Raw genomic sequence first — 23,103 nt, forward strand, 5'->3', positions numbered from 1 at the left:
GGTATCGATTGGCCATCGCCGTCGTGGGTACCCGTTGACGATGACAGGTCCAGATCCCGAAAAGCACGAATCCGAGCTCGGCGAGCCCGACGTCGAGGACGATCCCAAGGTAGCCGGCTCACGTGCCGACGGCGACGACGGCGGTTCATATGTGGGCCGCACCTTTTCCGATGACGATTTCGACAGCGGCCAGACCGGTGCCGAAGCGCGCAGCGAGGCCGACTAACGCAGTTCGATATCGACAACCAGCGGACGATGATCGGACAACTCGACGGCAGGTGCCTCGGCATAGCTCGCGCGTAGTCCGGAAGCGTCGGTGAGGATGTGGTCGAGCTGCCTGTTCGGGGCGTCCGCGGGAAAGGTCGGGGCACTGGCCAGCGATCGAAAGCCGGTACAGCGGGCCACGACGTCGGGGGGCAGATTCAGATCGCCGGTCAGGATGCGCGGGCCCGGTAGTCCCTGCAGATCACGCACCAATCGGCGTAGTTGCCGGCGATTCCATCCCGGCACGAACGACAGATGGGTATTGGCAACCGATATCGGCCCCAGCGGCGTGTCCAGTGCGGCGATCACGGCGGCACGGGGCTCCTCTTTGACCAGGATCACCTTCCTGGGCCCGGGTAGATACAGCGGAAATCGCACCGGAATCCGGGGCATTCTGACCACCTGCCAACTGGCGGCCGGGAATCGGGAGAGCAGCGAGATGCCGTACGCCGCGGTACCCGGCTGTTCTGCACCGTGGGCCGCCATCCAGGTAGCGCCCGGTGTTCCCGCGATCGCGGCAACGAATTGGTGCGCCACCGCACCCATCGCGTCGGCCGCCACCGCGGTGAGATCGGCGCGTCCCGATCGCTGCTGTTCGAGGTCGACCTCCTGCAGCGCGAGGATGTCCGGGTCGAGGCGTTTGATGCACTCGGCCAGACGCTCGGGGTGTACGCCCTCGCCGACAGTGCGTCCGTGCAGGATGTTGAAGGTGGCGATCCGCATGACCAATGGATACCCAGGTTTGGTCGGCGACTTCACGGACGCCTTAGCCGTGCCGGCCGCGTGCCCCGGGTCGATGCGTCAGTGATTGCGCAGCTCGTCGACGAGCTTGTCCTTGGTCAGTTTCGAGTAGCCGGTCATACCGAGCTCCTTGGCACGCTTCTTGAGGTCGGCGACGTTCCAGTCCTCGTAGGATCCGGACTCACCCCCTTTGCGCGCGACGGCGGATTTGCCCCGCGCAGCGACCGCGTTGGAGATGCGTGCCGCCTTCTCCTTCGAATTGCCCTGCTCGCGCAGGTCTTCATACATCTTCTCGTTCTTGATCGATGAATTCGGCATGTAGGTGGATTCCCGGCCGCATGCCGGTCGAAACGGGGCCGTCAGCCCTTGGCGACCTTGCGGACCAGGCTGCGGGTCGCCTTCTCCAGGATTGCCACGGCGGCCGCCCGGTCCTTCTGCCGTGCGGCGCGTTTGGCCGCGGCGGCGATCGTTGTGCCCTGCTCGTAGCCTGCGACCACCCGCGGATCGACATACGAGCTCCGCGCCACCGCCGGGGTGTTACCCAGTTCCTCGGACACCTGTTTCATCACCCCCGACACCGCGCGCTTGCGTCGGCGTTCCGTCTCACCCGGATCGGCCTCGGCGAAGGCCGCGGCCGCCAGCACCGTACCGTGCCAGGTCCGCAGATCCTTGACGCTGTACTCGTCGCCGACCAGCTCCTTGAAACGCGTGTTCAGGTCCGATGCGTGGATGTCGACCCAGCCCGAATCGTTGCGGCACAACAGCAATCGCTCGCTACGGGCATCGCGGCGCATCAGCGAGCGCACCGCACGCAGCACCTCGGGATCATCGATCTCCCATATTCTGCGCACACCGCTCTTGGCCGGAAAATCGAAGGCCACCGCGCCTTTTCGCAGGGTGACGTGCTCGCATTGCAGGGTCGCCAGTCCGTAGGACTCATGTTCCTCGGCGTACTGCTCGCCGCCGGCGCGGAAGTAGCCGAGATCGAGCAGGTGTAATGCCAGCGCCAGCACCCGGTCGCGGGACAGTCCGCGCCGGGTGAGGTCTGCGGCGATCCGCTCACGCCACGCGGGCAGCGCGGTCGACATCTCCAGCACCCTGTCGAACTTCTCCTCGGCGCGCTCCTCCTGCCAGGCCTGGTGGTAGAGGTACTGCCTGCGGCCCGCTGCATCGGTGCCCACCGCCTGGATGTGACCGTTGCCGTACGGGCTGATCCACACCTTGCGCCAGGCCGGCGGGATGACGAGATCCTTGATGCGGGCCAAGTGGTCGGCGTCCGCCAGCGGCTCACCGTCGGGACCCCGATAGGTGAAGCCCTTTCCCTTACGCAGCCGGGTGATACCCGGTCCGTCGAGAACACTCCGCCGCAACCGCATGCGTCCTATTACCCTGGTGGCGAGTGCTTTACACCTGTTCGGCGTCGCGCAGGATGTCACCGAGGCGATCCAGCGGATCGCCCTGCTCGGGATTCAGTCGGCGTTCCTGGACACCGGGTGTCGATGCGTTCCCCGGGACTGTCGCTGCCGGTGGCGGCGGCGCGCCGGCGGGCGGGGGTGGTGGAGCGGCCGGAAGCGGCTGCGACAGCGCCGCGATCTTGGCGTCCAGCCTGGCCGCCGCCTGCGCGCGAATTTCCCGGCGGTCGGGATCGGCATCGGTGTTGCCTGCGAAGCAACCCGGCGGTGCCTGCTCGACAACCTCACGGGCACGGCGATAGTGCTCGCGTGCGTCATCGGCCTCGACGTCCGCGACCGCCCGGTCACCCAGGGTCTCGCGCACCAGGACCAGATCGACCCGCAGCGGACAGGATCGACCGCCATCGACGCGACCGAGCACCGCTGCGAAGTCCTCGTCCGCCTCGACGAGTCGGCCATCACGCGCCGCGCTGACACCATCGGAGAACCGCTGCGCCGCATCACCATCCGCCAGCCCGGTCCACGTCAACCGGCCGGCGATGAGCAGCAGGACCAGGACCGCGGGGGCGGAGAACACCAGCATTCTCCTGCGCAGGGAGGTCACCGGCTCACCTCAACCCGGTCCAGCCGCGTGCGGCGCAGTTCCCGCAGCGCCTGGTAGAGCGCGAACAGCAGCAGAACCGCTGCTGCGCCGCTGAGCACCCAGTACAGCTCGAATCCTGACGCCGCCTGCCTGGTCGCCACCGGCTCACCTGCGGTGACATCGTCCGCGTCGAGCTGATCTTCGAGGGCACTGTCGGGGTCGCGCGGGAGGTAAGGCACCCCGAGTTGATCGGCGACGGTTTGTAGGGTCGATACACCGGCGTTTCCGTAGCCGAGCACCGCACCACCGTCCACCGAATTATCGGGTAGCGCGAATTCTCGTGGCGGAAGCTCAGATTCGGGTGCACCGGCGCCCAGGTAGAACACCATGTTCCGGGCCCTCGGGAATTGCTGGGTGGCCCCGATGAGCTGATAGCGCAACACGGTCGCCGCGGCACCGGCATTGGCGCTGTCGACGGCTGCGGTCTCATCGGGGCCGATCGCGGCGGCCAGCGGGCGCAGGCTCCACGTATCGGCGGACAACGGCCAGTCCAACGATGGCCTGGCCGCGAAGCCGATGACGGCGAAGCGGGCGCCGGGATAGCGGTCGATCAGGGCCGCGATATCACTGCGCGCCTGCATGATCGATGCCCCGGCCATATCGGGCGATCGGTCGACGACCACGAAGATGTTCGGGTCGCGGTCGCCGGCGACCCGGGTCACCGCCTGTTCGGAACCGATGACCGGGCGCACCAATGCGCCCAGCAGCAGCACCGCCGCCATGACGAGCAGGGCAATCGCGGCGCGCCTGCGGAGCAGGCCAATCGCGGTCGCGGTGATCACCAGTACGCCTGCGGCGATGAGCAGCCATATCGGCAGCGCGGGTTGCAGCGTCATCGACGGATCACCACCGGCAGCAGCAGCACGGCGGCGATCGAGAGAATTGCCGCCAGCACAGCGGGATCCGGGGTCTCCGACGCGTACGCGGCCGCCCCGTCGGCATCGGGCACCGCTGGCGGTGGGTTGCGGCGGATCTCGGCCAGCCGGGCACCCACATCGGTGGTGGCCGGGTATGCGCGTCCGCCGGTGGCCTCGGCCAGCTCGGCAGGCAGTCCGGCATCGGTGCTGACGGCATTGACCTGCACGGCGCCGTCGCGAACCAGCGCGCGCACGGCGGCGTCGCTGAACAACGCCGGCGCGGGATCGTCCGGCATATCGGCCGGTCCGATATAGATCAGCGACCGGCGTTGCGGTGCCGCGGATTCGAAGTCCGGGAATCCGGTCAGACAGAGCGCCAGGATGTCCGGGACCGTCGGGGCATAGTCGACATAGGAGACTGTCGAGGTCAACTGCCCCGGATCGGCGAACCGCGCCGCCGCGTATTGATAGTCACGGGTCAGCGGGATGACGCGTCGGTCGACCGACGTCAGGCCGATGCGCTCGCTGCCGAACCCCCGGACCGCCTCGGCGAAGTACCGCATGGTGGTCTGCACCGCCGCGTCGTCGTTCGCGGCACCGACGCACACCATGATGTCTTCGGGTTGAGCTGCCGCGGCCTGGCGTTGTGGGATGGGCAAACCGGTGGGTCGCGCGGCGGCCAGCGTTGCGGCCGAGAATGCCGCCAGCAGCAGGATGATGCTCAGTGCGGCCGCGACGGCCTGTCGCCGTGCGGCGCGCGCGTACTCCGGAAGGGCCGTCAGTCGCCGGGTGTTGGCCAGCGCGCGCGGCGGCCGCCCGGAAACCCGGGACGGCCAGAGCAGGGCGGCGGCGATGCAGCCCGCCAGACCCAGGCAGGCGAACACCACGACGGCCCACCACGTCAGATCCATTCGCGCACCAGCCGTTCCGCGGCGTCGGCGGCGACCTCGACATCGGTGATCGTGACGCGGTTGAACTGCACGTCATCGAGGGCGGTGAGCACGGGTGCCGCGGGGGCCAGGGCGCCCTCGGCGATCTCGGGAAGCTGCAGATACTCGGCGCGCTGTCCGGTGGTCTCCCGCAGGAAGCGGCGCACGTGTCCGCTGAGGTCCGATGCGGCGGCCGGCGCACTCAGATCGGCGCTCCGGTAACGCTTCCTGGTATCGGCGATGGCTCGCAACGCCCGCCGGCGCGTCATCGCCGTACGCGCCGCTCCCACCACGGCGGGTTCGGCCCGCCCCGGAGCGGTCCACCACAGCACACCCAGGTACCAACCGGTGACCGCGGTGACGATGATCCCGACGCCCCACAGCCATCCCACCGACGCCGGCGGCGCATCCATCAGGTACCTCAACAGATCATCCGGCACGGGCGTACACCCCTGTCATCGCCACCAGTGCCGGGGCAATACCCGCGCTCGAGGCGATCCGCGCGTGCGGCACCCGCAGCTCGGTCATGAACTCCGAAAGATCCTGTCTCCGTTGTTCTTCTGCTCGCCGGTAGGCACGCACGACCCTCTCGCCGAGGATATCGATGCCGAGCACGCGGCGACCGTCGGCGACGTCGTACCCGGCGCCGGGATCGCCGGGATCCACCGCGGGCCGGTCCTCGACCATCGCCCACAACACATCGTGGCGCGCGCCGAGTGACCGCAGCGCATCCCGCAACCGGTCGCTGATATCCGGCTCGTCGGAGACGACGATGACCAGCAAGGGATGGCGCTGATGGCGGGCCACCCATTGCAACTGGGCCACGATATCGCTGACATCAGGTTGGCCGCTCATATGCTGGTGATAGCGGTGCAGCATGCGTTCGATGTGGGTTTCGCCGCGCCGCAGGCCGATATCCACGCACCCCCGGCGATCGCCGGTGACCAGCCCGATCTCGTCCGAGCGCGGCAGGGTGATGAGTCCGATTGCGCCGATGATATGGGCCGTAAGTTGCCATTTCGGCTCGCCGGTCGGAGTCTCGGCACGGGCGTTACGGCCGCCGTCGGCGACGACCAGGATCTTGTGGTGCTTCTCGGTGACGAACTGTTTGACCAGGGGGTGGCCGGAACGCGCGGTGGCCTTCCAGTCGATGTCGCGGACGTCGTCGCCGGGGACGTAGGGCCGCAGCTCGTCGAATTCCATGCTCCTGGTGTGCACGAGGGCATACCGACCGCCGGCGAGCATGCCCGCCGCATCCCGGCCGATGTAGGCCTTGGCCGCATCGAGGTGCTTACCCATCGCCGCCTCAGGGGACCGGGACGGCCCGCAACACCGCGTCCACCACGGCATCGGGGGTGACTCTGGCGCTGGCGGCCTCGAACCCCAGGACCATCCGATGCCGCAGGACTCGGTGTGCCAGCCGCGCGATATCGTCGGGCAGGACATGATTGCGTCCACGCAGGACGGCCAAAGCCCTTGCGGTGCGGCAGAATGCGATGGTGGCACGCGGGCTCGCCCCGTACTCGATCAGCCGGGCGATATTCGCGGGAAGCCGGCCGTCCGGATCGCGGGTCACGCCGACCAACCGGCCCGCGTACTCCACGAGCACACGGTCCATGTGTACGGCACGCACGGCGGCCTGGGCGCGGCGGACGTCGTCGACGGTGACGACGGCGCGCGCGGGGTGATCGCGATCGTAGAGTCCGGCATCCATCCGCTCGATGATCTCGACCTCGTCCTCGACCGAGGGGTACTGCACCAGCTCCTTGAGCATGAAGCGGTCGGTTTGGGCCTCCGACAGCGGATAGGTGCCCTCCTGGTCCACCGGGTTCTGGGTGGCGATCACCACGAACGGGGACGGGATCGGATACTCCACGCCGGCGATAGTCGTCTGGCGTTCCTGCATCGCCTCCAACATGGCGCTCTGGGTCTTGGCGCTGGAACGGTTGATCTCGTCGAGCAGCACGATATTGGCGTGCACCGGCCCCAGTCGGGTGGTGAACGAGTTGCTGGCGGCCTCATAGATCTGGGTGCCGATGATGTCGCTGGGCAGCAGATCGGGGGTGCATTGGATGCGCCGGAAGCTGCCGTCGATGGATTCGGCGACCACTCGCGCGGCGGTGGTCTTCGCCAGCCCTGGGACGCTCTCGACCAGTAGGTGCCCACCGGCGAGCAAGGCGAGCAACATGGACTCGCGCAGCTGATGCTGCCCGACGACCTTGGTGGAGAATTCGGCTGCCACCGCGGCGGCGACATCTCGGGCATCACCTATTGCCGCCTCGGAGGGCTGCAGATGCGAAGCGGTCATGGATCCTTCCGGAGGTTGCCTGGCCGGCCACGAATACCCACCATGGGCGATCGCCAAGCGATGCCGGGCAATCCCGACCCGGTGCCGGATGGCTGTGCGCCCCGGTCCACCAGGGCCGTCACACCGACTGTGTGAATTTAGCTACGTTTGCTAAACATGGTTGGTGCCACAGCTCACCGACCCCGACGCGCTGGCGCGTCCGCGCGGGCCGCTGCGGTTGCTGTTGGACCCGGTGTTCGGCACCTTGTTCTGGGGCCGGATGTTCTCCATCGTGGCGGTCTGGACGCACAGCATCATCGCCGCCGTCGTGGTGTACGAGGCCACCGGGTCGGCTCTGATGGTGGGCCTGGTCGGGGTCTTCCAGTTCGGGCCGCAGCTGCTGCTCAGCCCGGTCAGCGGCCGCTGGGCTGATTCCGGTGATCCCGGTAGGCAGATCCTGCTCGGCCGGGTGCTGTGCATGGCCGGATCGGGTTCGATTGCGGGCTGGATGTTCCTGCAACCCGAGCAGCAGGGCACACCCGCCGCGGTGGCGGTCCTGCTCGGTTCGCTCATCGTCGGCATCGGCTTCGTGGTGGGCGGCCCTGCGATGCAGTCGATCGTTCCGGACCTGATCCGGCCGGGTGAGTTGTCGACCGCGATGGCGCTCAACAGCATTCCCATGACCATCGGTCGCATCGCCGGTCCCGCGGCCGGGGCATACCTGGCCGCCCACTTCGGCGCGGCCACCGGATTCGCGGTGAGCGCCTGCCTGCATCTGGTCTTCGCGTTGTTCATCGTCGCGGTGCGGTTGCCCGCGCCTCCGGAACGGGCCGCCGACGCCGACCGTCGGGTGCGGGCCGCGCTGCGGCACGTCTGGCGTGACCGCCCACTGCTGATGGCCTTGCTCGCCGTCACGACCGTCGGCGTGGCTGCCGACCCGTCGATCACGCTGGCACCCGCGCTGGCCGACGCGCTCGGCGGCGGCACCCAACTCGTCGGGATGCTGTCCGCCATCTTCGGGGTCGGCGCAGCGGTGGGGATGGGCGTACTCGCCATCATCGGCGGACGGCTCGCGTCCGCTCGGGTGTCCTTCCTCGGCTTGGTCGGGCTGGGGCTGGGATGTGCGGTACTGGCCGGCAGCGTCGCGCCCGCCGTCGCGATGGGCGGCTTCGCGCTGGCCGGGCTGGGTTTCGGCTGGGCGTTGACCGGTTTGACCACGGTGGTGCAGGAGCGCGCACCGCAGGACCTGCGCGGCCGGATCATGGCGCTGTGGATGGTCGGCTTCCTGGGTTCGCGCCCGATCGCGGCCGCGGTGCTGGGCGGTACGGCGGATGCGGTCAGCGTGCAGGCGGCCTTCGCGGTGGCCGCGGCGCTCACCCTGACGGTGGCGGCAGTGTGCCGACCCGCCGCCCTCGCCGGGCCGCTGCCCTGATACCGGCCTGACCCGCCGTCCCGACAGCGGAATTTTTCGGCAACCGGATTGTTATCAAGGTTTGGCCCGTTTGTCACACGGGTAACTTTGGTAACAGGCGCAGCAAAGCGTCACACCGGTAACTACGAAAGAGCCGAATGGATCACCGCCATGAACACAGTCCTCTTCCTCAGCGCCAGCGGCGCCACTTATGAGACCCGCGCCTACACCACCGCCGATATCACCGATCTCGTCAACGCCCAGGGATTACAGGCTCTGACCAGCGCCGATCATCAATTCGACTTCTGGTTCAGCCCCTCGGCCGGCGGCTGCCAACGGCGCGTCAACCGCACCGCCACCGAACTTCTGCTGGCCACGACCTCGCTCGGCGCCGGCAACGTACCCCTGCTCCGCGGCGCCGTGGTGATCGCCAGCCACGATGCCGACGGCGATCTGGACGGCCTGAGCTGGGAGCAGCTCGACCAACTGGTGGACCGCCACCGGTCACTGTCGGCGGGCAAGCTTCGCGCGCTCTGCAGGCGGATGAACCGCGACGAACGCCAGCGGCGCCGCCTGCTCGCCGCTCGCACCGCGACGCGCTCGGCCAAGACCGCGCAGGCGGCACCGAGAACACCCGTCGCGCACTGAACAGCACCCGCCAGACGCCATCAGGCCCGGTGTTTCGGATACCCATGAGCCGGCCGGCCGGATCCGCGCTATTTTGTGGCTCATGCTCAATGCCGAACGTGATGCGGTCGCGCTCCGCTTCGCGGAGTTGCTCCGCGATCTGGAGCGCACCCAGCCCAACGACACCGAAACCGCGCTGCGGGAGCTGACCGTAAACGCGGCGGCCGCGCTGCCGGGCGCCGTATCGGCCAGCATCACGGTCGCGACCCGCGAGGGTGAGGTCAAGTCGGTGGCCGCCACCGATTCGGTGGCCGACAAGATCGACGACATCCAGCGGCGCACCAAGCAGGGGCCGTGCCTGGAGGCCGCCTGGGAACAGCACACGATGCGGATCCGGGACGTCGAGACCGAACACCGTTGGCCGCTGTTCTGCCTGGAGACGCAGCAGAACACCAGCATCCGTTCCTCGCTGGCATTCCAGTTGTTCCGGAACCGCGAGGCCATGGGAGCCCTGAACTTCTACGGGGAACGCGTCGATGCCTTCGACGACGATGCCGTCGAGCTCGGATTGATCCTTGCCACGCATACCGCGGTGGCATGGAATCTGCTGGTGCGCGACGAGCAGTTCCGCAGCGCGCTCGCCTCGCGTGATCTGATCGGGCAGGCCAAGGGCATCCTGATGGAACGGTTCGGGGTGGACGCGGCAGGGGCGTTCGGGCTCCTGCGCAGGCTCTCCCAGGAGAGCAACACCCCCCTGGTCGATCTCGCCGAGCAGGTCATCGATTCCCGCACCGGGGAGGACCGACCCGCTTGAATTTCCTGACGTGGGTAAACTGAGCCCACAGACCGTGGGTTCAGGTACGACGCCCATCCGGAGCCATTTTTGTGGAGCCCAGATGACGTCCGACCCCGTTGCTACCGCCCTGCCCGAGCGCGCAGGCATCGATTCCAGCGATCTCGAACTGATCCAGAAGTACCTGGACCAGTGCTATTCGACCAGATTCGCCATCACCGGACCCGACGGTGCCGACCGCGGGCCGTGCTCGTGCACGCACGCCAGGGTGGATGTCGACGCCTTCGCAATCGAGGAGATCCGGCATACCGGTGCGGCCCAACTGCGGGCCGATCACGTACCGGCGGTCGTGGCATTGAACGTCCTGGCCGGCCGGGTCGAGGTACAGCACGGCGGATTCACCGCCGTCGCCGAGCGCGGGTCGTGGATTCTGGCTTCGAGCGGTCTCGGCGCCGTCCGGATCACCCTCGAAGACGTCCAGCTGCGTGCGGTGGTGGTGTCCAAGACACTGCTCGCCGAGGTCGCGGCGATCGACACCGAGTCCCCGTCGGTACCGCGCTTCACCGCGCTGATGCCCGACGATGCGCACACCACACATGCACTCGAGGCCACCGAACGGTTCCTGGACAGCTTGCTGGCGCCCGATAACACCACCGACGACCCGATCGTGCTGCGATCCGCGGGCCGGATGCTGGCCAGTGCGGTGCTCAGCACCTTCCCCAACGACCTGCCCACGGGCTCCACGGACACCGAAACCGGCGCCGACCAGCCCGCGCTGCTGCGCCAAGCGGTCAACTTCATCCAGGACAACGCCGCGCGCGATATCAGCGTCCGAGACATCGCGGCGGCCCTGTACCTGTCGCCCCGCACCGTCCAGTACCTGTTCCGGAGGCACCTCAACACCACGCCGACGGCGTATCTGCGCACCATCCGGCTGGCGCAGGCGCGCAAGGAACTCATCGCCGGCGACCGGTCGGTGACCACCGTCGCGGCGACGGCGGCGCGGTGGGGATTCGCCCACACCGGCCGGTTCGCCGTGCTGTATCGGCGAACCTACGGCGAGAGCCCGCACGAGACGCTGCGGCGGTGAGCCGTGCGGCACTTCGCCACGCGGCCGATGATCGTCGCAAACTGGATCCACCATCCCGGTAGCCTGGAAGCCGGTTGAGCAGCAGCCGCGCAGGTCGCCTCAGCGACACCCCGCTTCCAGTGAGGGCGTCATGACAGACACACTCCCCAGCGACACCCCGGTGCCCGTCGGCATGTCCCGGCGCGCCCTTCGGATGACCACGCAGTGGCAGGATTTCGACCTCGCCGTGGTGACCGTGACCGGCGAACTCGACGCGACCAACACCGACGAACTGCTCGACTATACGCTGAACAAGGTCGTGCTGTGCCAACGGATGGTGCTGGACCTCACCGATATCGACTTCTTCGGCTGTGCCGGCTACTCGATGCTGAAGACGCTGGAATACCGGTGCATCCTGGCCGATGTGGTGCTGACGCTGCTGCCCGGCCCGCCGGTGCAGCGCGTCCTCAAGGTGTGCGAGTACGCGGCCCGGCACGGTCTCTGACGCAGCGGCCACCGAGCCGCTGCCGTGTCGACCCGCCGGGGGCGACCATGCAAAGATCGGCTTCGATGTCCGCGTTGGTCGGCAGGAATGCCGAATGCCAGGTGCTCGACGCATTGGTGCGCACCGTGCGGGACGGCGGCAGCGATGTCCGGGTGCTGCTCGGACAGGCCGGTGTCGGCAAGACGACCCTGCTCGGTCATCTGCGCGCGTCCGCGGCCGACCTGCACATCCTCGATGCCACCGGCATCGAGTCCGAGATGGAACTGCCGTACGCGGGCCTGCATCAGGTGTGCGCACCCATCTTGAACCTGCGCACCGCGCTGCCTGCCCCGCAGCGCGCGGCATTGGAGAGCGCCTTCGGTCTGAGCGATACCGCACCGGCCCCGGATCGCTTTCTGGTCGGCCTCGCCGTCATCGGGTTGCTGGTCGCCGCCGCGGCGCAGCGTCCGGTGCTGCTGATCGTCGATGATCTGCAGTGGTTGGACACGGTGTCGGCCCAGACGCTGTTCTTCGTGGCACGCCGACTGCCCGACGTCCGGGTCGGCCTGATCCTCGCGTTGCGCACGCCGATCGACGGTATCGCCGGGTTGCCCGCGATGGCCGTGGCGGGGCTGACCGACGACAGCGCACGCGAGCTGTTGGAGTCGGCATTTCCCGGCCGACTCGACCCGGCGGTCCGTGATCGTATCGTCGCCGAGGCACGCGGTAATCCCCTTGCCCTGCTCGCTATTTCACAGGGGCTCAATGCCGTCGACCTGGCAGGTGGCTTCCAGCGGCCCGATCGGCGCCCGGTCGTCGCCGAGATCGAGGATCACTATCTGTCGACGCTGCGGTCACTACCTCCGGACGCCCGCCGCGTGGTGCTGCTGGCCGCCTCCGAACCCGTCGGTGATCCGTCGCTGCTGCGTCGTGCGATGGAGGTGCAGCGGCTACCTGCGTCGGCCGAGACGGCCGCCCGCGACGCCGGCCTGATCACCGTCGACACCCGCGTGCAGTTCCCGCACCCGTTGGCGCGCAGCGTCGCCTACCGCTCGGCAGGCACCGACGAACGACGGGCCGCCCATCGCGCGTTGGCCGCAGGCACCGACGCGAACGTCGACCCCGACCGTCGCGCCTGGCACCGGGCGCTGGCGGCCGACGGCGTCGACCCCGACGTGGCCGACGAACTGGAGGCCTCGGCCCGGCGGGCCCGTCAACGCGGTGGAACGGCCGCCGCGGCAGCGTTTCTCACCAGGGCCGTGGAGCTGACCCCCGATCCGGCGATCCGCGGCGCCCGCGCGCTGGCGGCCGCCGAGGCCCATCGCGAGGTCGCCTCGTTCGATGCCGCTCGGCAGCTGCTGGCGACGGCGCAGCTGTGCCCGCTGTCGGACCTGCAGCGGACACAGTGGGCACAGTTACGGACCCGCCTGATATTCGTCTCGGCGCGGACCAGCGGTGACGCCCAGGCGCTGCTGTCCGCGGTCGACCAGTTCCGCACGGTCGCAGAACAATTGCAGGTGCTGGACCCCCCGATGGCCGGTGCGGCCTATTTGGAGGCGATGACGGCGGCGATGTACGTCGGCCGCCACGGCGGGGCCAAGGCCACCGAGATAGGTGCGGCCGCGCGCACCGCTTTCGCCGGCACCGGGGGCGCCAGCCCGCTCGATCAGGTCGCCAGGGCGCTGGCCGACCGGCTGGCGTTGGGCGCCGCGGCCGCCATGCCCGCGGTGCGCGCGGCGCTGGAGGCGCTCAAGGCATCCGGCCGAGACCAGGTCGCCGGCGTCGGCAACGACTGGTTCTGGCTCGGCTTCCCGGCCGTGCACGAATCCCTGATCCACGAGGCGTGGGATGACGAGGGCTGGCGGGAGATCTCCGCATATGCCATCGCGCTGGCCACCGACCGAGGCGCACTCACCCTGCTGCCCGCATCCCTGTTGGCGCGCGCCGGATCCGAGATGGAAGCCGGTGAACTCGATTCGGCCCGCGATCTGGTCGGCAAGGCACACGAGATCTCGGTCGCGACCGGATACACACCGCCGCGCTACCACCGCCTCGTTCTCGCAGCCTGGACCGGCGATGACGCCGTGGCCTCTCGGCTGATCGACGACGCGCTCAAGGACAGCACCGCACGGGGCGAGGGCCGCATCACCGGGTTGGCCTACTACGGCGCCGCCGTGCTGAACAACGGCAGGGGCCGATACCCGGAGGCGTTGGAGGCAGGCTTGCGCGCATTCGCCTACGAGGACCTCGGTTTCCACAACGAGATGTTGTTGGAGCTCATCGAGGCGGCAGTCCGTTGCGATCAGCCCGAGCGGGCCGCCGAGGCGATGGAGCAGCTGCAGGCACGCACATTGGCCGCCTCGACCCCGCGCGCATTGGCGTCGCTTGCTCGGTCGCGGGCTCTGCTCTCCGACGGGCCGGCCGCCGGGGAGCTCTACCTGCAGGCTCTCGACCAATTCGGCAGGACCAGGCAGGCCGCCCAGCTGGCCAGGACGCACCTGTTGTACGGAGAATGGTTGCGTCGCAATCGTTCCACAAAGCAGGCCCGTGAACATCTACGCGTCGCGCACGAGTCCCTGCACCGCTTCGGTGCGACCGGATTCGCCGAACGCGCGCGGCGCGAACTCCAGGCCACCGGCGCCAAGACCCGCAAGCAGCCGACCGCCGCCGGTGACGCACTCACCTCCCAGGAGCAACAGATCGCCCAGCTGGCCGGCCGCGGGCTGACGAACCAGGAGATCGCCGGCGAGCTGTTCATCAGCGCCCACACGGTGGAGTATCACCTGCGAAAGGTCTTCGCCAAGTTGAACATCCGCTCGCGCCGTGAGCTCAGGGCACACATCTGAGGCGGCTCATGCGCCGTGTCGGTCACCCAGCATCACGATGTTGTCGGCGAGGTCGTTTCGGGGGATGGTCAGGTTGTTGGCCGGGAAGGCCGGGTCCGCGTAGCCGATACTCAGCCCGCACAGGATCGTCAATTCGTCGGGGATACCGAGCTGTTGCCTGACGAGGTCGGGATACAACGCGGTGGACACCTGGACGCAGCTGTCGATACCTCGGTCGGTCAGCGCCAGCAGCAGGGTCTGGACGAACATGCCCACACCGAGCGCATCGGGCAGCCCGAGATCGCGGTGCATACACACCATGCCCGCCACCGGCGCGCCGAAAAAGTCGAAATTTCGCAGCTGCGCCGCCCAGCGGGCCTCGGCATCATCGCGCGCCACCCCCATCGAGCCGTAGACCAGCGCTCCGAGCTCGCGTCGGAGCGCTGCGAACGAGTCGGGTAGACCGAGGTTCGCCGGCGGGTTCGTCCGCGCCTCGGCCGAGAGGGCGGCGCCGAGGGTGTCCCTGGCCGAACCGGTGGTGAGGTACAGCCGCCAGGGTTGCACGTTGGAGTTGGACGGGGCCCGCATGGCCAGCGCCAGCGACTCGGTCAGCAGCTCCATCGGAACGGGTTTGTCGCGCAAGAACATCCGGGTGGAGCGGCGACGCTGTACGACGTCGGTCAGGGTGCTCATCGGGCACCCAGCCAATCGACGAGCCGGGTCGTTGCCAGCTCGGCGCCGGGCCCGGTCACCAGGCTCGTCTCGGTGACCGGGGTTCCGAAGTAGGTGGCATCCGGATCGGTCACGATGCGCAGCCGGTCGGTACCCGTTAGCACCAGCGCGGCGAGTTCGGCGAACGACATGGTGTCCGGTCCGCCCAGGTCGTGCACCCCGTCGACCGGAGCCTCACCGGCCACCCGCGCCAGCACCGCACTCACCTCGGCCGCAGCGATGGGCTGGATCAGTGCATCCGGCGCGCGGACCACGCCGTCGGCGATCAGCGAGCCGGCGATCATCTCGGTGAACTCGTGGAACTGGGTGGCCCGCACGATGGTGTAGGGGACACCCGACTGTGCGACGGTGCTCTCCTGTACCACTTTGCCCCGCAGGTATCCGCCGCCGCGCAGGCCGTCGACACCGACGATCGACAGCAGGACGTGATGCCGCACACCGGCTTTCTTCGCGGCATCGCTGATGTTGGCAGAGGCGGCGGTGAAGAATGCCAGCGCGGCGTCATCGTCCATGGTCGGCGAGTTCAGCACGTCGACGACGATGTCGGCACCCGACAGCGCCTCGGCAAGGCCCGTGCCGAGGGCCGCGTCCACTCCGGATCGCCGGGATGCCGCCCTCACCCGGTGTCCCGCAGCGGTGAGCATGTCGACCAGCGGCGCCCCGATCTGCCCGGTGGCACCGATGACGGTGATGTTCTCGGTGGTCATGGTCGTTCTCTCCTCACGGTGCGTGAAACTGCTCCAGAAGAGATTCGCACCGGGAAGGGGGCACCCGGATCACGGAAAGCCCGTAGTCCCGCAGTGAGCGGTGGTCGATCAACCAGCCGTCAGCAGGATGTACTGGGCCGCCGTGCGCTGGTGCACATCGGGCAGGGCGTCCCCGTTCACCTCGACCGCGTACTCACCGGCCAGGGCAACACAGTAGAAGGATTTGCCGCGGGTGGCACAGTGGCTCTCCGGCAATTGCGGCACGGCATCCACGGCGGTGCCCTGGTTCAGGATTTCCTTGCTGAAGGCGTTGACGATCATCAACGCCGAACCCGGATTACGCGCCTGATACACACTTGCCGCAGCCATCGCGACCGTGGTGACGCCGGTGTCGGAGAACAGCGTCTTCGATTCCAGCGGGTTGGTCTGGAAGTGCATGGCGCCGCGCTCGTCGTACACGGCATTCTTCGTCGAACTCGGATTCGATTCTGCAGGAAGGGTTTTGGCAAGGAGTCCGGTCGGATCCAGCTCCACCTCCCCGAGCGCGTTCGGATCGGCGGGAGAAAACTTGTCGACCCGGGGCGCCTGCAGATCGACGACCTTCTGCACCAGCGCCGCCGCCGCGTCCGACCCGTCCACGGACTGGGCGAGTTGCATGAACACATAGGGGCCGTGCGGGGTGAAGGAACGGATGACCGCCCACGGCTTGTCCGATCCGGTCGGGGTGAACGGGTAGGTGAATGCCAGGGTTTCGGGGTGCCCGGGAATCATCACCGGTACGGGAGTGGCGCCGCGAACCGACTGCTCGGCGGTCGCGCTGTTCATATCTGTCGCGGCCGCCTGGGCGGCGGCCGGGTCCGGGAACCGCATGACCGCATTGATCAGGATGTGCTTGTCGGGAGCCTCCCGCGCGGAGGCGAAACCGTTGACGAAGCCATGGCCCTGTGCCCGCTGCGCCACACTGTCGGGTGAGAACTGCGACAGCGAGGTGGGAGTGTCCAACAGGTAGAAGGTGCTCAGGTACGGGGAGATGAGCTCGCGGTTGGCCTCCCACGGGCCGACGACGTGATCGGCCAGCCGCTGGGCGTCGACCACCGCCCCGGTCTTCGGGTCACCTGCCCGGCCCAGCGGAGGACGAGGCACCGTCGGATAGCTGCCCGCGTCCAGTTGCGCCGGACTCACGATCGGGGGCAGCGAGGTCTGCGGAGCAGACGCGGCGGGGCCGACCGGACCGCCTGGGGCCGGTGACTCCGGAGACGTACAACCTGCCAGCATGGCCACGACGGCAGCGGTGCCGACGACCGCGGGGAACACACCCATCCTCTTCACGCCCCGACCCTAACCCCGGCCACCGGCTCGCGTGCCGGGCTACCGGTGAATCATTGCGCCGCACCGTACTCCACCGCGCTTTCCGAGGAATCCACCCGCCCGTTGCTGGAGATGGTCAGCAGGTCGGGCATGACCGCGTAGCGTGCGCCGTCGGCGGGATTGACGGCGACGAATCCGGGGCCGGATCGCTGCGCGTTGCGGATCTCGAGGTTGGCACCGTCGCGCAATCGCTCACCGCGGTAATAGAAGTCGCCGGATGCGCTCTGACAGATGATCGCCAGCGACTGGGCGGTCCGGATCAGCGCGACCGGGGAGCCGGAGCTGTCGCAGCGGGCCGAATGCCCGACGAAACCTTGTGAGTCCGTGCCGGATACCCCGTCGACGGCGGCCCTCGACGGTCCCGCCTGCGACGGCCCGGCCGGCTCCGAGGACTGTGCCGGAGCGGCCAGTGGCGATCTCGATGACGGCGCGTCACCCCCGCCGAGTACCAGTGCCGACGCCAAAGCGGCTGCGATGGCGAACAATCCGATGGTTGCCAGCGCCACCGTCCACCGGGCGGATAGCCGACGCCTGGCGTGCGGCGGCAGCGGGGTCACCACCGAGGGATGCGGTGTCGGGTGCACGGCGGAGTACCGCTGGGTTCCCGCCGGCGGGCCGGCAAGATTCGGCACAGCCGGCGGGCCGGCAAGATTGGGTACAGCCGGCGGGCCGGCCAATCCGGGCACAGCCGGCGGGCCGAGCGGCCGCGCGTTGTCGACGGCCTGCACGGCCGCCCTGGCCAACTCACCCGCGGTCGGATACCGCAGGCCCGGGTCCTTGGCCATCCCTCGGGCGATCACGTCGTCGAACGCTCGGCTGACCCCGCGGCGCATGATGCTCGGCCGCGGTGGCGCGGAAAACATGTGTGCTGCCCAGACCTGGCGGACGTCCTCGCCGGCATACGGTTCCAGACCCGTCAGCGTCTCGTACAGCACGCAGGCGAGCGAGTAGACATCGGCAGCCGGGGCGCCGCGGTCACCGCTGAAACGCTCCGGCGCCAGGTAGGCACTGGAACCGACCACTAGCCCCGTCGAGGTCACGGCGGGTTCTCCCCCGCCGTGCGCGATGCCGAAGTCGACCAGATATGCGAAATCCTCGGCGGTCAACAGGATATTCTCGGGTTTGACGTCGCGGTGCACCAGGTTGGTGGCGTGTGCGGCATCCAGTGCCGTGGCCACCTGGGCGATGATCGACACGGCGCGGCGCGGCGCGAGTGCACCCCGGTCGCGCAGGACGTCCTTGAGGCTTGGCCCCTCCACCAGGCGCATGTCGATGTACAGCACACCGTCGATCTCGCCGAAGTCGTGCACGGGGATTATGTGCGGTGCGTGCAACCGTGCGGCCAGCCGGGATTCGCGACGGAACCGGTCCCGGAAGCTGGGGTCGGTCGCCAGGTCGGACCGCAGCAGCTTGATCGCCACCACGCGGTCGCGGACGGTGTCGTACGCGCGATACACCTCGCCCATGCCGCCCACGCCGAGCACGGATTGCAGCTCGTAGGGGCCGAACCGGGCGCCCAGCCTTGAGCCGCCCTTCACGGAGCCCACATCTCGTCCTTTTCGTTTCGGAGGTCGCCGACGGGTTTCCCGCCGCGCAGCGATCCCTAACTACAGCGACGGTGCGGAGGCGCTCACAGAGTTCATCACCAGCTGATACAGCGGCAGACCCCACGCGTGCGGACCGCTGGTCGACGGTTCGTACGCCGTGTGGATGGCGATCGACGAGGCGGGGATCTCCTCGAGCTCAGGGTTGTAATCGCAGACCGGGTCGCCGACATCACAGACGCTCACGGTGCGGGCGCCCATCCGCGGATCCAGCGGCGAGGTATCGGTGGAGGCCAGGAAGGAATGCTCCTGCGCGACGCCCTTGCCAGGGCCGGGCAGCGCGGCCGCCGACCCGAGGTTGATGGTGGTGTCGGCGGGCAGCCTGTCACCGTCGGCGACCAGCAGCGCCGCGACCACCTGCGGGTTGTCGGCAAGATCGTGCAGGTTGCGGTGGACCACCATGGCGCCCTGGGAGTAGCCCGCCAGCACGACCTTCGACTGCGGGCACCGGGCGGTGTAGGCCTCGAGCTGATCTGCGGTCGCGTCGGTGCCGTCCTCGACACTGTCCATGAAGTTCATCCAGCCACCGAGCCCGCCTGCCAGCGGTACGGGCGCGGCCGGGTACTGCACCGCCTCGGCGGTCATGGTGCGCCCGCCGGCGGCCAGCGCATTGCTGAGCTGCTGGTAGGAGGCGTAGACCACGTCGCCCATACCGGCGTTGGACACCAGCTGTGCGCCGTCGCGCTGACCCGAACCGGCGGCGCCGATCCAGTGCACATCGGCGCAGGCCGGCTCGGCATCGGCGGTGGGCGCTGCGGCCAGCGCCGTCGCGGCCATCAGCGCGGCCGCCCCAAGTCGGAGGATCACATGGGTTCTATCGCCGCCGGCGCCCGCCGGCGTTACCGATAACGCACGAGACCCTGCTCACGCCGGTTGGTGCACCATCGCCCGGCGGAACTCGGTGGGGCTGACACCCCGGACCCTCTTGAATGCCGAACTGAACCCGAACGGATCGGAGTAGCCGACCGTGCGTGCGATCTCTGCCACGGTGGCCCGGTTCTCGATCAGCAGGTCGGCGGCCAAGGTCATCCGCCATGTCGTGAGATAGCTCGACGGTGGTTCGCCGACCAGGTCGGTGAAACGCTTGGCCAGCGTCGAACGGGCCACCCCGCAGCGTTCGGCCAGGGCGGCCACCGTCCACGGTGCTGCCGGGTCGTCGTGGATCAGCCGCAGGGCATCACCGACCACCGGGTCACGCTGCGCCGCCCACCAGGCCGGCGGCTGCCCGCCGGGACGGTCGAACCAGGTCCGCAGGGTGCACACCAGCATCCAGTCCAGCAGCCGGTCCAGCACCACCTGCTGGCCGGGGGCGTCGATGGCGACTTCGGCGGCCAGGTGCTCGAGCACCGCGTCGCCCTCACCTCCGCCCGGCACCCGCAGGACGTCGGGCAGTTCGTCGAGAAGCCGTCGGCTGATCTCACCGCGTACCGGGTAGGCACCGACGATCGCGGTGGTGGCATCGGCGCCACGGTCTCCGAAATCACTCCAGCCCAACCGATATCGGGTTCCGCCGCATTCGGGCACGGCGCATTCGGTGCCACATTCGACGGGGTCCGCGGTGCTGTCGAGATCATCGACGAAGGTGAAGGTCTGCGGGCCACGGACGATGACGGTGTCGCCGGCCCGCAGGGGTTCTGCCGCTCCGCCCGGGGTGACGATCCAGCCGCCTCCGGTCAGCACCGTGCACAGGGTCAGCGGTGCACCGTCGACGAAATGCAGATTCCATGGTGGCTGCAGGGTGGACCCGCCGAAGAGTGAGCCGTTGGCGCGCACCCCGCGGAACAGGTCTCCGAAGGCGTCCATGCCGACCAGCATAGGCCGCGTAGAGGATTGGACATGAAATCCAGCTCTTCAACCATGGAATCGTCCACGTATGCGCGGTTGACTGTCGTTCATGAGCAACGACACCATCCTCGTACTCGGCGCCACCGGCAAGACCGGGCGCCGCCTGCTGCCGCGGTTGCGACTGCTGGGTGTGCCGGTTCGCGCCGCCTCGCGATCCAGCGGCACCCGCTTCGACTGGTCGGCCCCGGATACCTGGGACGACATATTGGCCGGCGTGGCTGCGGTCTATCTCGTCGCGCCGCCATGGCCCGGACCGGCGGTCGACTTCCTGGCCCGCGCGGAGGCAGCCGGGGTGCGCCGGGTGACGGTACTGTCCGGTCGCGGCGCCGACCAGTGGGGCGAGTCCCCCTTCGGACTGGATATGCGGTCCGCCGAGGCCGCCGCACAGAACTCGACGCTGGAATGGACCATCTTGCGGCCCAACAATTTCGCGCAGAATTTCGACGAGGACCTGTTCCGGGCACCACTGCAGGCGGGAGAGCTGCTGCTGCCCGCCGGCGATGTACCCGAACCGTTCATCGACGTCGATGATGTCGCCGACGTCGCGGCGCGGGTATTGACCGAACCGGGGCATGCCGGCAAGGTCTACGAGCTGAGCGGACCGGAACCGGTGACCTTCGCCGCGGCCACCGAATTGATCTCGCGGGCAACGGGTCTGCCGATCGCGTACAAGCAGGTGACCGCCGAGGAGTACGTCGCCGCCCTCGTCGAGTCCGGCGCCGACGAACAGGACGCTGAGCACGTGGCGGCCATGTTCACCCTGATGGCCGACGGCGGGATCGCGGGCACCACCGGCGAGGTCGCCGCGGTCCTCGGGCGAGAACCACGCAGTTTCACCGAGTACGTGGCCCGCGCGGCCGCGGCGGGAGCGTGGGACCGGTGAGCGCCCTCACCACAGCAGACATCGCTCTGCTGCGTCGGCCACTGTACGGATTCCTCACTGTCGCAGGCGGTCCCGATCCCGCACAGCCACGACCGGTCTGGTACGAGTACGCCGACGACGGCACGATCGGGCTGTTCACCGAGGCCCGCTCGGTCAAGGTGCGCCGGTTGCGGCGGGACGCCCGCGCCTCGCTCGTGGTCACCGCGCCGGTCGGCGAACGGGAGCACTGGGTGTCGGTGGCAGGCAGCGTGGACATCCATACCGCCGGAGCCGCCGAGCTGGCGGCGAGGCTGGCGGCCCGCTACTGGGATCTGCAGGATCCGATCCGCACCCAGGAACTGGCGGCGATGCAGTCGGTCGAGCTGTTGCGGCTGGTCATCCACCCGGACACGATCGCCCGGTACGCGATGGGCTAGCGGGCGACCGTCACGACGCTACTTTCCGGCGTTGCGGGCCAGGTCGATGGCGTACTGGTTGACGAAGGTTCCCGCGCTGGGCTCACCGCGATCACACGAACCGTCGGATTCCCCGACCCGTTTGACCCACAGGTAGGCGTCGATCTTCGGGTTGGCCGTAGCGGTGGTCGGCGGCACGCCCAGGGCGCGCCCCGGCGGGTTGCACCAGCTCAACGGGCTGTCCGGCGCCGGTCCGTTCCCGTTGCGGGAGGTGTCGATGACGTAGTGGGCGCCGTTGGTCATCCCGGAGATGGCCTCGCCGTACCCGATCTGTTCCTCGGTGGTGAAGTAGTTCGTGGTGTTGAGGCTGAACCCACGCGCACGCTCGATGCCGACCTGGTTGAGCCTGTTGGCCATCTCGCCGGCGTCGACCCACCGGGAGTGTCCGGCATCGACGTAGACCGCGGCCGCGGGATCGCGGGTCAGGGTGTCCACCGCGTACCGGATGAGGTCGAAACGCTCCTGGCGCTGGTCGCCGGACAGGCAGTCCGCCATCGCCAGCGCGTCCGGCTCCAGGATGATGGCGGCCGGCGCCCCGCCGAGTCCGGCCGAGATGGCGTCGATCCACTGGCGGTAGCTGTCCCCGGAGCCGAAGCCGCCGGCGGCGAAGCTGTAGCAGTCGCGGTGCGGCAGCGCGTAGATCGCGAGCACCGGCGTCGCCCCGGCGCCTTGCGCGGCACCCACGAGCTTGCTGACCGTCCCCGACACCGTCGATGCGGGGAAGGCCTGGTCCAGCCAGTAGGCCTGCGGGGTGTTGGCCACATAGTCGAGCTGCGGGTTGCCCGGCGACGACTGTGCGGCCCGCATTGCCTTGGAGATGGGATCGACATAGAAGGGTCTGCCGGCCAACGGGTTCGCCTCGCTGGCCAACCGCACCTGCGGCGTGGGGACAACCGGGAGGCCGACGCCGGCGACGGCGGCTATGGCGGCGATGGCGAAGAAGGGGGCAAGCCACCGCGCGACGGTGCCAGCAGCAGAGGACATCACATCCACAAAAGTTAGTGCGGCTCGGTGTTGAAGGCCAATCGCTCACGCCCTGGTCACGGGCCATTTCGCGCCATGGCAAACTTGCGGTTGCCGGTCCCGCGCGACACCACGTGCCACTCCCGGTCCGCACCGCACCGCCCAGCAACACAGCGATGGCATTTTGCGGGTCGTCACAGCAGC

Annotated in this window: 25 protein-coding genes; 9 read left to right on the forward strand and 16 right to left on the reverse strand. The window is 68.7% G+C overall.

The features are described 5' to 3' along the window. The first annotated feature begins 40 nt into the window (after positions 1-40). Positions 41-226: a hypothetical protein gene (locus tag FBY28_RS12975; protein WP_141867353.1), complete on the forward strand. Its 186-nt coding sequence runs from the start codon at positions 41-43 to the stop codon at positions 224-226. Here the strand turns inward: FBY28_RS12975 and FBY28_RS12980 are convergent. The 9 genes from FBY28_RS12980 to FBY28_RS13020 form a co-directional block, all read right to left on the reverse strand. After that, on the reverse strand, positions 223-987 hold the full coding sequence (locus FBY28_RS12980; protein WP_141867355.1) for an endonuclease/exonuclease/phosphatase family protein: 765 nt from the start codon (positions 985-987) through the stop codon (positions 223-225). The genes FBY28_RS12975 and FBY28_RS12980 overlap by 4 nt on opposite strands. Before the next feature lie 78 nt (positions 988-1,065). Beyond that, positions 1,066-1,323 carry a DUF7218 family protein gene (locus FBY28_RS12985; RefSeq protein ID WP_141867357.1) on the reverse strand — a complete coding sequence of 86 codons (258 nt, stop codon included), beginning with the start codon at positions 1,321-1,323 and terminating at the stop codon, positions 1,066-1,068. A gap of 41 nt (positions 1,324-1,364) precedes the next feature. After that, positions 1,365-2,381, reverse strand: coding sequence for a DNA topoisomerase IB (locus FBY28_RS12990; RefSeq protein ID WP_141867359.1), 1,017 nt, complete (start codon positions 2,379-2,381; stop codon positions 1,365-1,367). Positions 2,382-2,409: 28 nt separating this feature from the next. Then, the gene (locus tag FBY28_RS12995) at positions 2,410-3,021 is read right to left on the reverse strand and encodes a hypothetical protein (RefSeq protein ID WP_216847657.1); all 612 of its coding nucleotides are present in this window, start codon (positions 3,019-3,021) and stop codon (positions 2,410-2,412) included. Further along, positions 3,018-3,896 carry a vWA domain-containing protein gene (locus FBY28_RS13000; RefSeq protein WP_141867361.1) on the reverse strand — a complete coding sequence of 293 codons (879 nt, stop codon included), beginning with the start codon at positions 3,894-3,896 and terminating at the stop codon, positions 3,018-3,020. Before FBY28_RS13000 ends, FBY28_RS12995 begins: the two co-directional genes overlap by 4 nt. Next, complete coding sequence (locus FBY28_RS13005; RefSeq protein ID WP_141867363.1) at positions 3,893-4,828, reverse strand: hypothetical protein; 936 nt, start codon at positions 4,826-4,828, stop codon at positions 3,893-3,895. Before FBY28_RS13005 ends, FBY28_RS13000 begins: the two co-directional genes overlap by 4 nt. Continuing rightward, entirely contained in the window at positions 4,819-5,286 is a 468-nt protein-coding gene (locus FBY28_RS13010; RefSeq protein WP_141867365.1) for a hypothetical protein, read from the reverse strand. The genes FBY28_RS13005 and FBY28_RS13010 overlap by 10 nt, the downstream gene beginning before the upstream one ends. Further along, positions 5,276-6,145, reverse strand: a complete 870-nt coding sequence (locus FBY28_RS13015; RefSeq protein WP_141867367.1) for a DUF58 domain-containing protein — start codon at positions 6,143-6,145, stop codon at positions 5,276-5,278. The genes FBY28_RS13010 and FBY28_RS13015 overlap by 11 nt, the downstream gene beginning before the upstream one ends. A 7-nt stretch (positions 6,146-6,152) precedes the next feature. Beyond that, positions 6,153-7,154 carry an AAA family ATPase gene (locus tag FBY28_RS13020; protein WP_141867369.1) on the reverse strand — a complete coding sequence of 334 codons (1,002 nt, stop codon included), beginning with the start codon at positions 7,152-7,154 and terminating at the stop codon, positions 6,153-6,155. A gap of 163 nt (positions 7,155-7,317) precedes the next feature. Between FBY28_RS13020 and FBY28_RS13025 the strand changes: the two genes are divergently transcribed. The 6 genes from FBY28_RS13025 to FBY28_RS13050 all read left to right on the forward strand — a co-directional run bounded on the left by FBY28_RS13025 (position 7,318) and on the right by FBY28_RS13050 (position 14,363). Beyond that, a complete protein-coding gene (locus FBY28_RS13025; RefSeq protein WP_216847658.1) occupies positions 7,318-8,565 on the forward strand; it encodes an MFS transporter in 1,248 nt (415 codons plus the stop codon). Positions 8,566-8,715: 150 nt separating this feature from the next. Then, a complete protein-coding gene (locus FBY28_RS13030; protein WP_141867373.1) occupies positions 8,716-9,192 on the forward strand; it encodes a hypothetical protein in 477 nt (158 codons plus the stop codon). Positions 9,193-9,274: 82 nt separating this feature from the next. Then, on the forward strand, positions 9,275-9,985 hold the full coding sequence (locus tag FBY28_RS13035) for a GAF and ANTAR domain-containing protein (RefSeq protein WP_216847659.1): 711 nt from the start codon (positions 9,275-9,277) through the stop codon (positions 9,983-9,985). Positions 9,986-10,067: 82 nt separating this feature from the next. Continuing rightward, on the forward strand, positions 10,068-11,054 hold the full coding sequence (locus FBY28_RS13040; RefSeq protein WP_141867377.1) for an AraC family transcriptional regulator: 987 nt from the start codon (positions 10,068-10,070) through the stop codon (positions 11,052-11,054). A gap of 130 nt (positions 11,055-11,184) precedes the next feature. Further along, positions 11,185-11,538, forward strand: a complete 354-nt coding sequence (locus FBY28_RS13045; RefSeq protein WP_141867379.1) for an STAS domain-containing protein — start codon at positions 11,185-11,187, stop codon at positions 11,536-11,538. A 65-nt stretch (positions 11,539-11,603) separates the two neighbouring features. Beyond that, positions 11,604-14,363 carry a helix-turn-helix transcriptional regulator gene (locus tag FBY28_RS13050; protein WP_141867381.1) on the forward strand — a complete coding sequence of 920 codons (2,760 nt, stop codon included), beginning with the start codon at positions 11,604-11,606 and terminating at the stop codon, positions 14,361-14,363. A gap of 6 nt (positions 14,364-14,369) precedes the next feature. On the opposite strand, the gene FBY28_RS13055 is transcribed toward FBY28_RS13050, so the two are convergent. From FBY28_RS13055 to FBY28_RS13080, 6 genes are all read right to left on the reverse strand, one after another. Beyond that, positions 14,370-15,035 (reverse strand): nitroreductase, encoded by a 666-nt coding sequence (locus FBY28_RS13055; RefSeq protein ID WP_141867383.1) that lies wholly within the window; start codon positions 15,033-15,035, stop codon positions 14,370-14,372. Continuing rightward, positions 15,032-15,781, reverse strand: coding sequence for an SDR family oxidoreductase (locus FBY28_RS13060; RefSeq protein ID WP_141867385.1), 750 nt, complete (start codon positions 15,779-15,781; stop codon positions 15,032-15,034). Before FBY28_RS13060 ends, FBY28_RS13055 begins: the two co-directional genes overlap by 4 nt. A 108-nt stretch (positions 15,782-15,889) precedes the next feature. After that, on the reverse strand, positions 15,890-17,101 hold the full coding sequence (locus FBY28_RS13065; RefSeq protein ID WP_524912045.1) for a DUF7373 family lipoprotein: 1,212 nt from the start codon (positions 17,099-17,101) through the stop codon (positions 15,890-15,892). A gap of 59 nt (positions 17,102-17,160) precedes the next feature. After that, positions 17,161-18,696, reverse strand: coding sequence for a serine/threonine-protein kinase (locus FBY28_RS13070; RefSeq protein WP_141867389.1), 1,536 nt, complete (start codon positions 18,694-18,696; stop codon positions 17,161-17,163). Between the two features lie 60 nt (positions 18,697-18,756). Beyond that, on the reverse strand, positions 18,757-19,560 hold the full coding sequence (locus FBY28_RS13075) for a cutinase family protein (protein ID WP_019514262.1): 804 nt from the start codon (positions 19,558-19,560) through the stop codon (positions 18,757-18,759). 57 nt (positions 19,561-19,617) lie between these two features. Then, positions 19,618-20,556 (reverse strand): AraC family transcriptional regulator, encoded by a 939-nt coding sequence (locus tag FBY28_RS13080; RefSeq protein ID WP_141867391.1) that lies wholly within the window; start codon positions 20,554-20,556, stop codon positions 19,618-19,620. A gap of 91 nt (positions 20,557-20,647) precedes the next feature. On the opposite strand from FBY28_RS13080, the gene FBY28_RS13085 reads away from it, so the two are divergent. Both FBY28_RS13085 and FBY28_RS13090 read left to right on the forward strand, forming a co-directional pair. Next, positions 20,648-21,481 carry an NAD(P)H-binding protein gene (locus FBY28_RS13085; protein ID WP_141867393.1) on the forward strand — a complete coding sequence of 278 codons (834 nt, stop codon included), beginning with the start codon at positions 20,648-20,650 and terminating at the stop codon, positions 21,479-21,481. Continuing rightward, the gene (locus FBY28_RS13090; protein ID WP_286178028.1) at positions 21,478-21,897 is read left to right on the forward strand and encodes a pyridoxamine 5'-phosphate oxidase family protein; all 420 of its coding nucleotides are present in this window, start codon (positions 21,478-21,480) and stop codon (positions 21,895-21,897) included. The genes FBY28_RS13085 and FBY28_RS13090 overlap by 4 nt, the downstream gene beginning before the upstream one ends. An 18-nt stretch (positions 21,898-21,915) precedes the next feature. On the opposite strand, the gene FBY28_RS13095 is transcribed toward FBY28_RS13090, so the two are convergent. After that, the gene (locus FBY28_RS13095) at positions 21,916-22,920 is read right to left on the reverse strand and encodes a glycoside hydrolase family 6 protein (protein ID WP_141867397.1); all 1,005 of its coding nucleotides are present in this window, start codon (positions 22,918-22,920) and stop codon (positions 21,916-21,918) included. Positions 22,921-23,103: the final 183 nt, after the last annotated feature.

Origin of the sequence: Arthrobacter sp. SLBN-53 (genome assembly GCF_006715585.1) — a bacterium.
Classification (GTDB): Bacteria; Actinomycetota; Actinomycetes; order Mycobacteriales; family Mycobacteriaceae; genus Mycobacterium; species Mycobacterium neoaurum_A.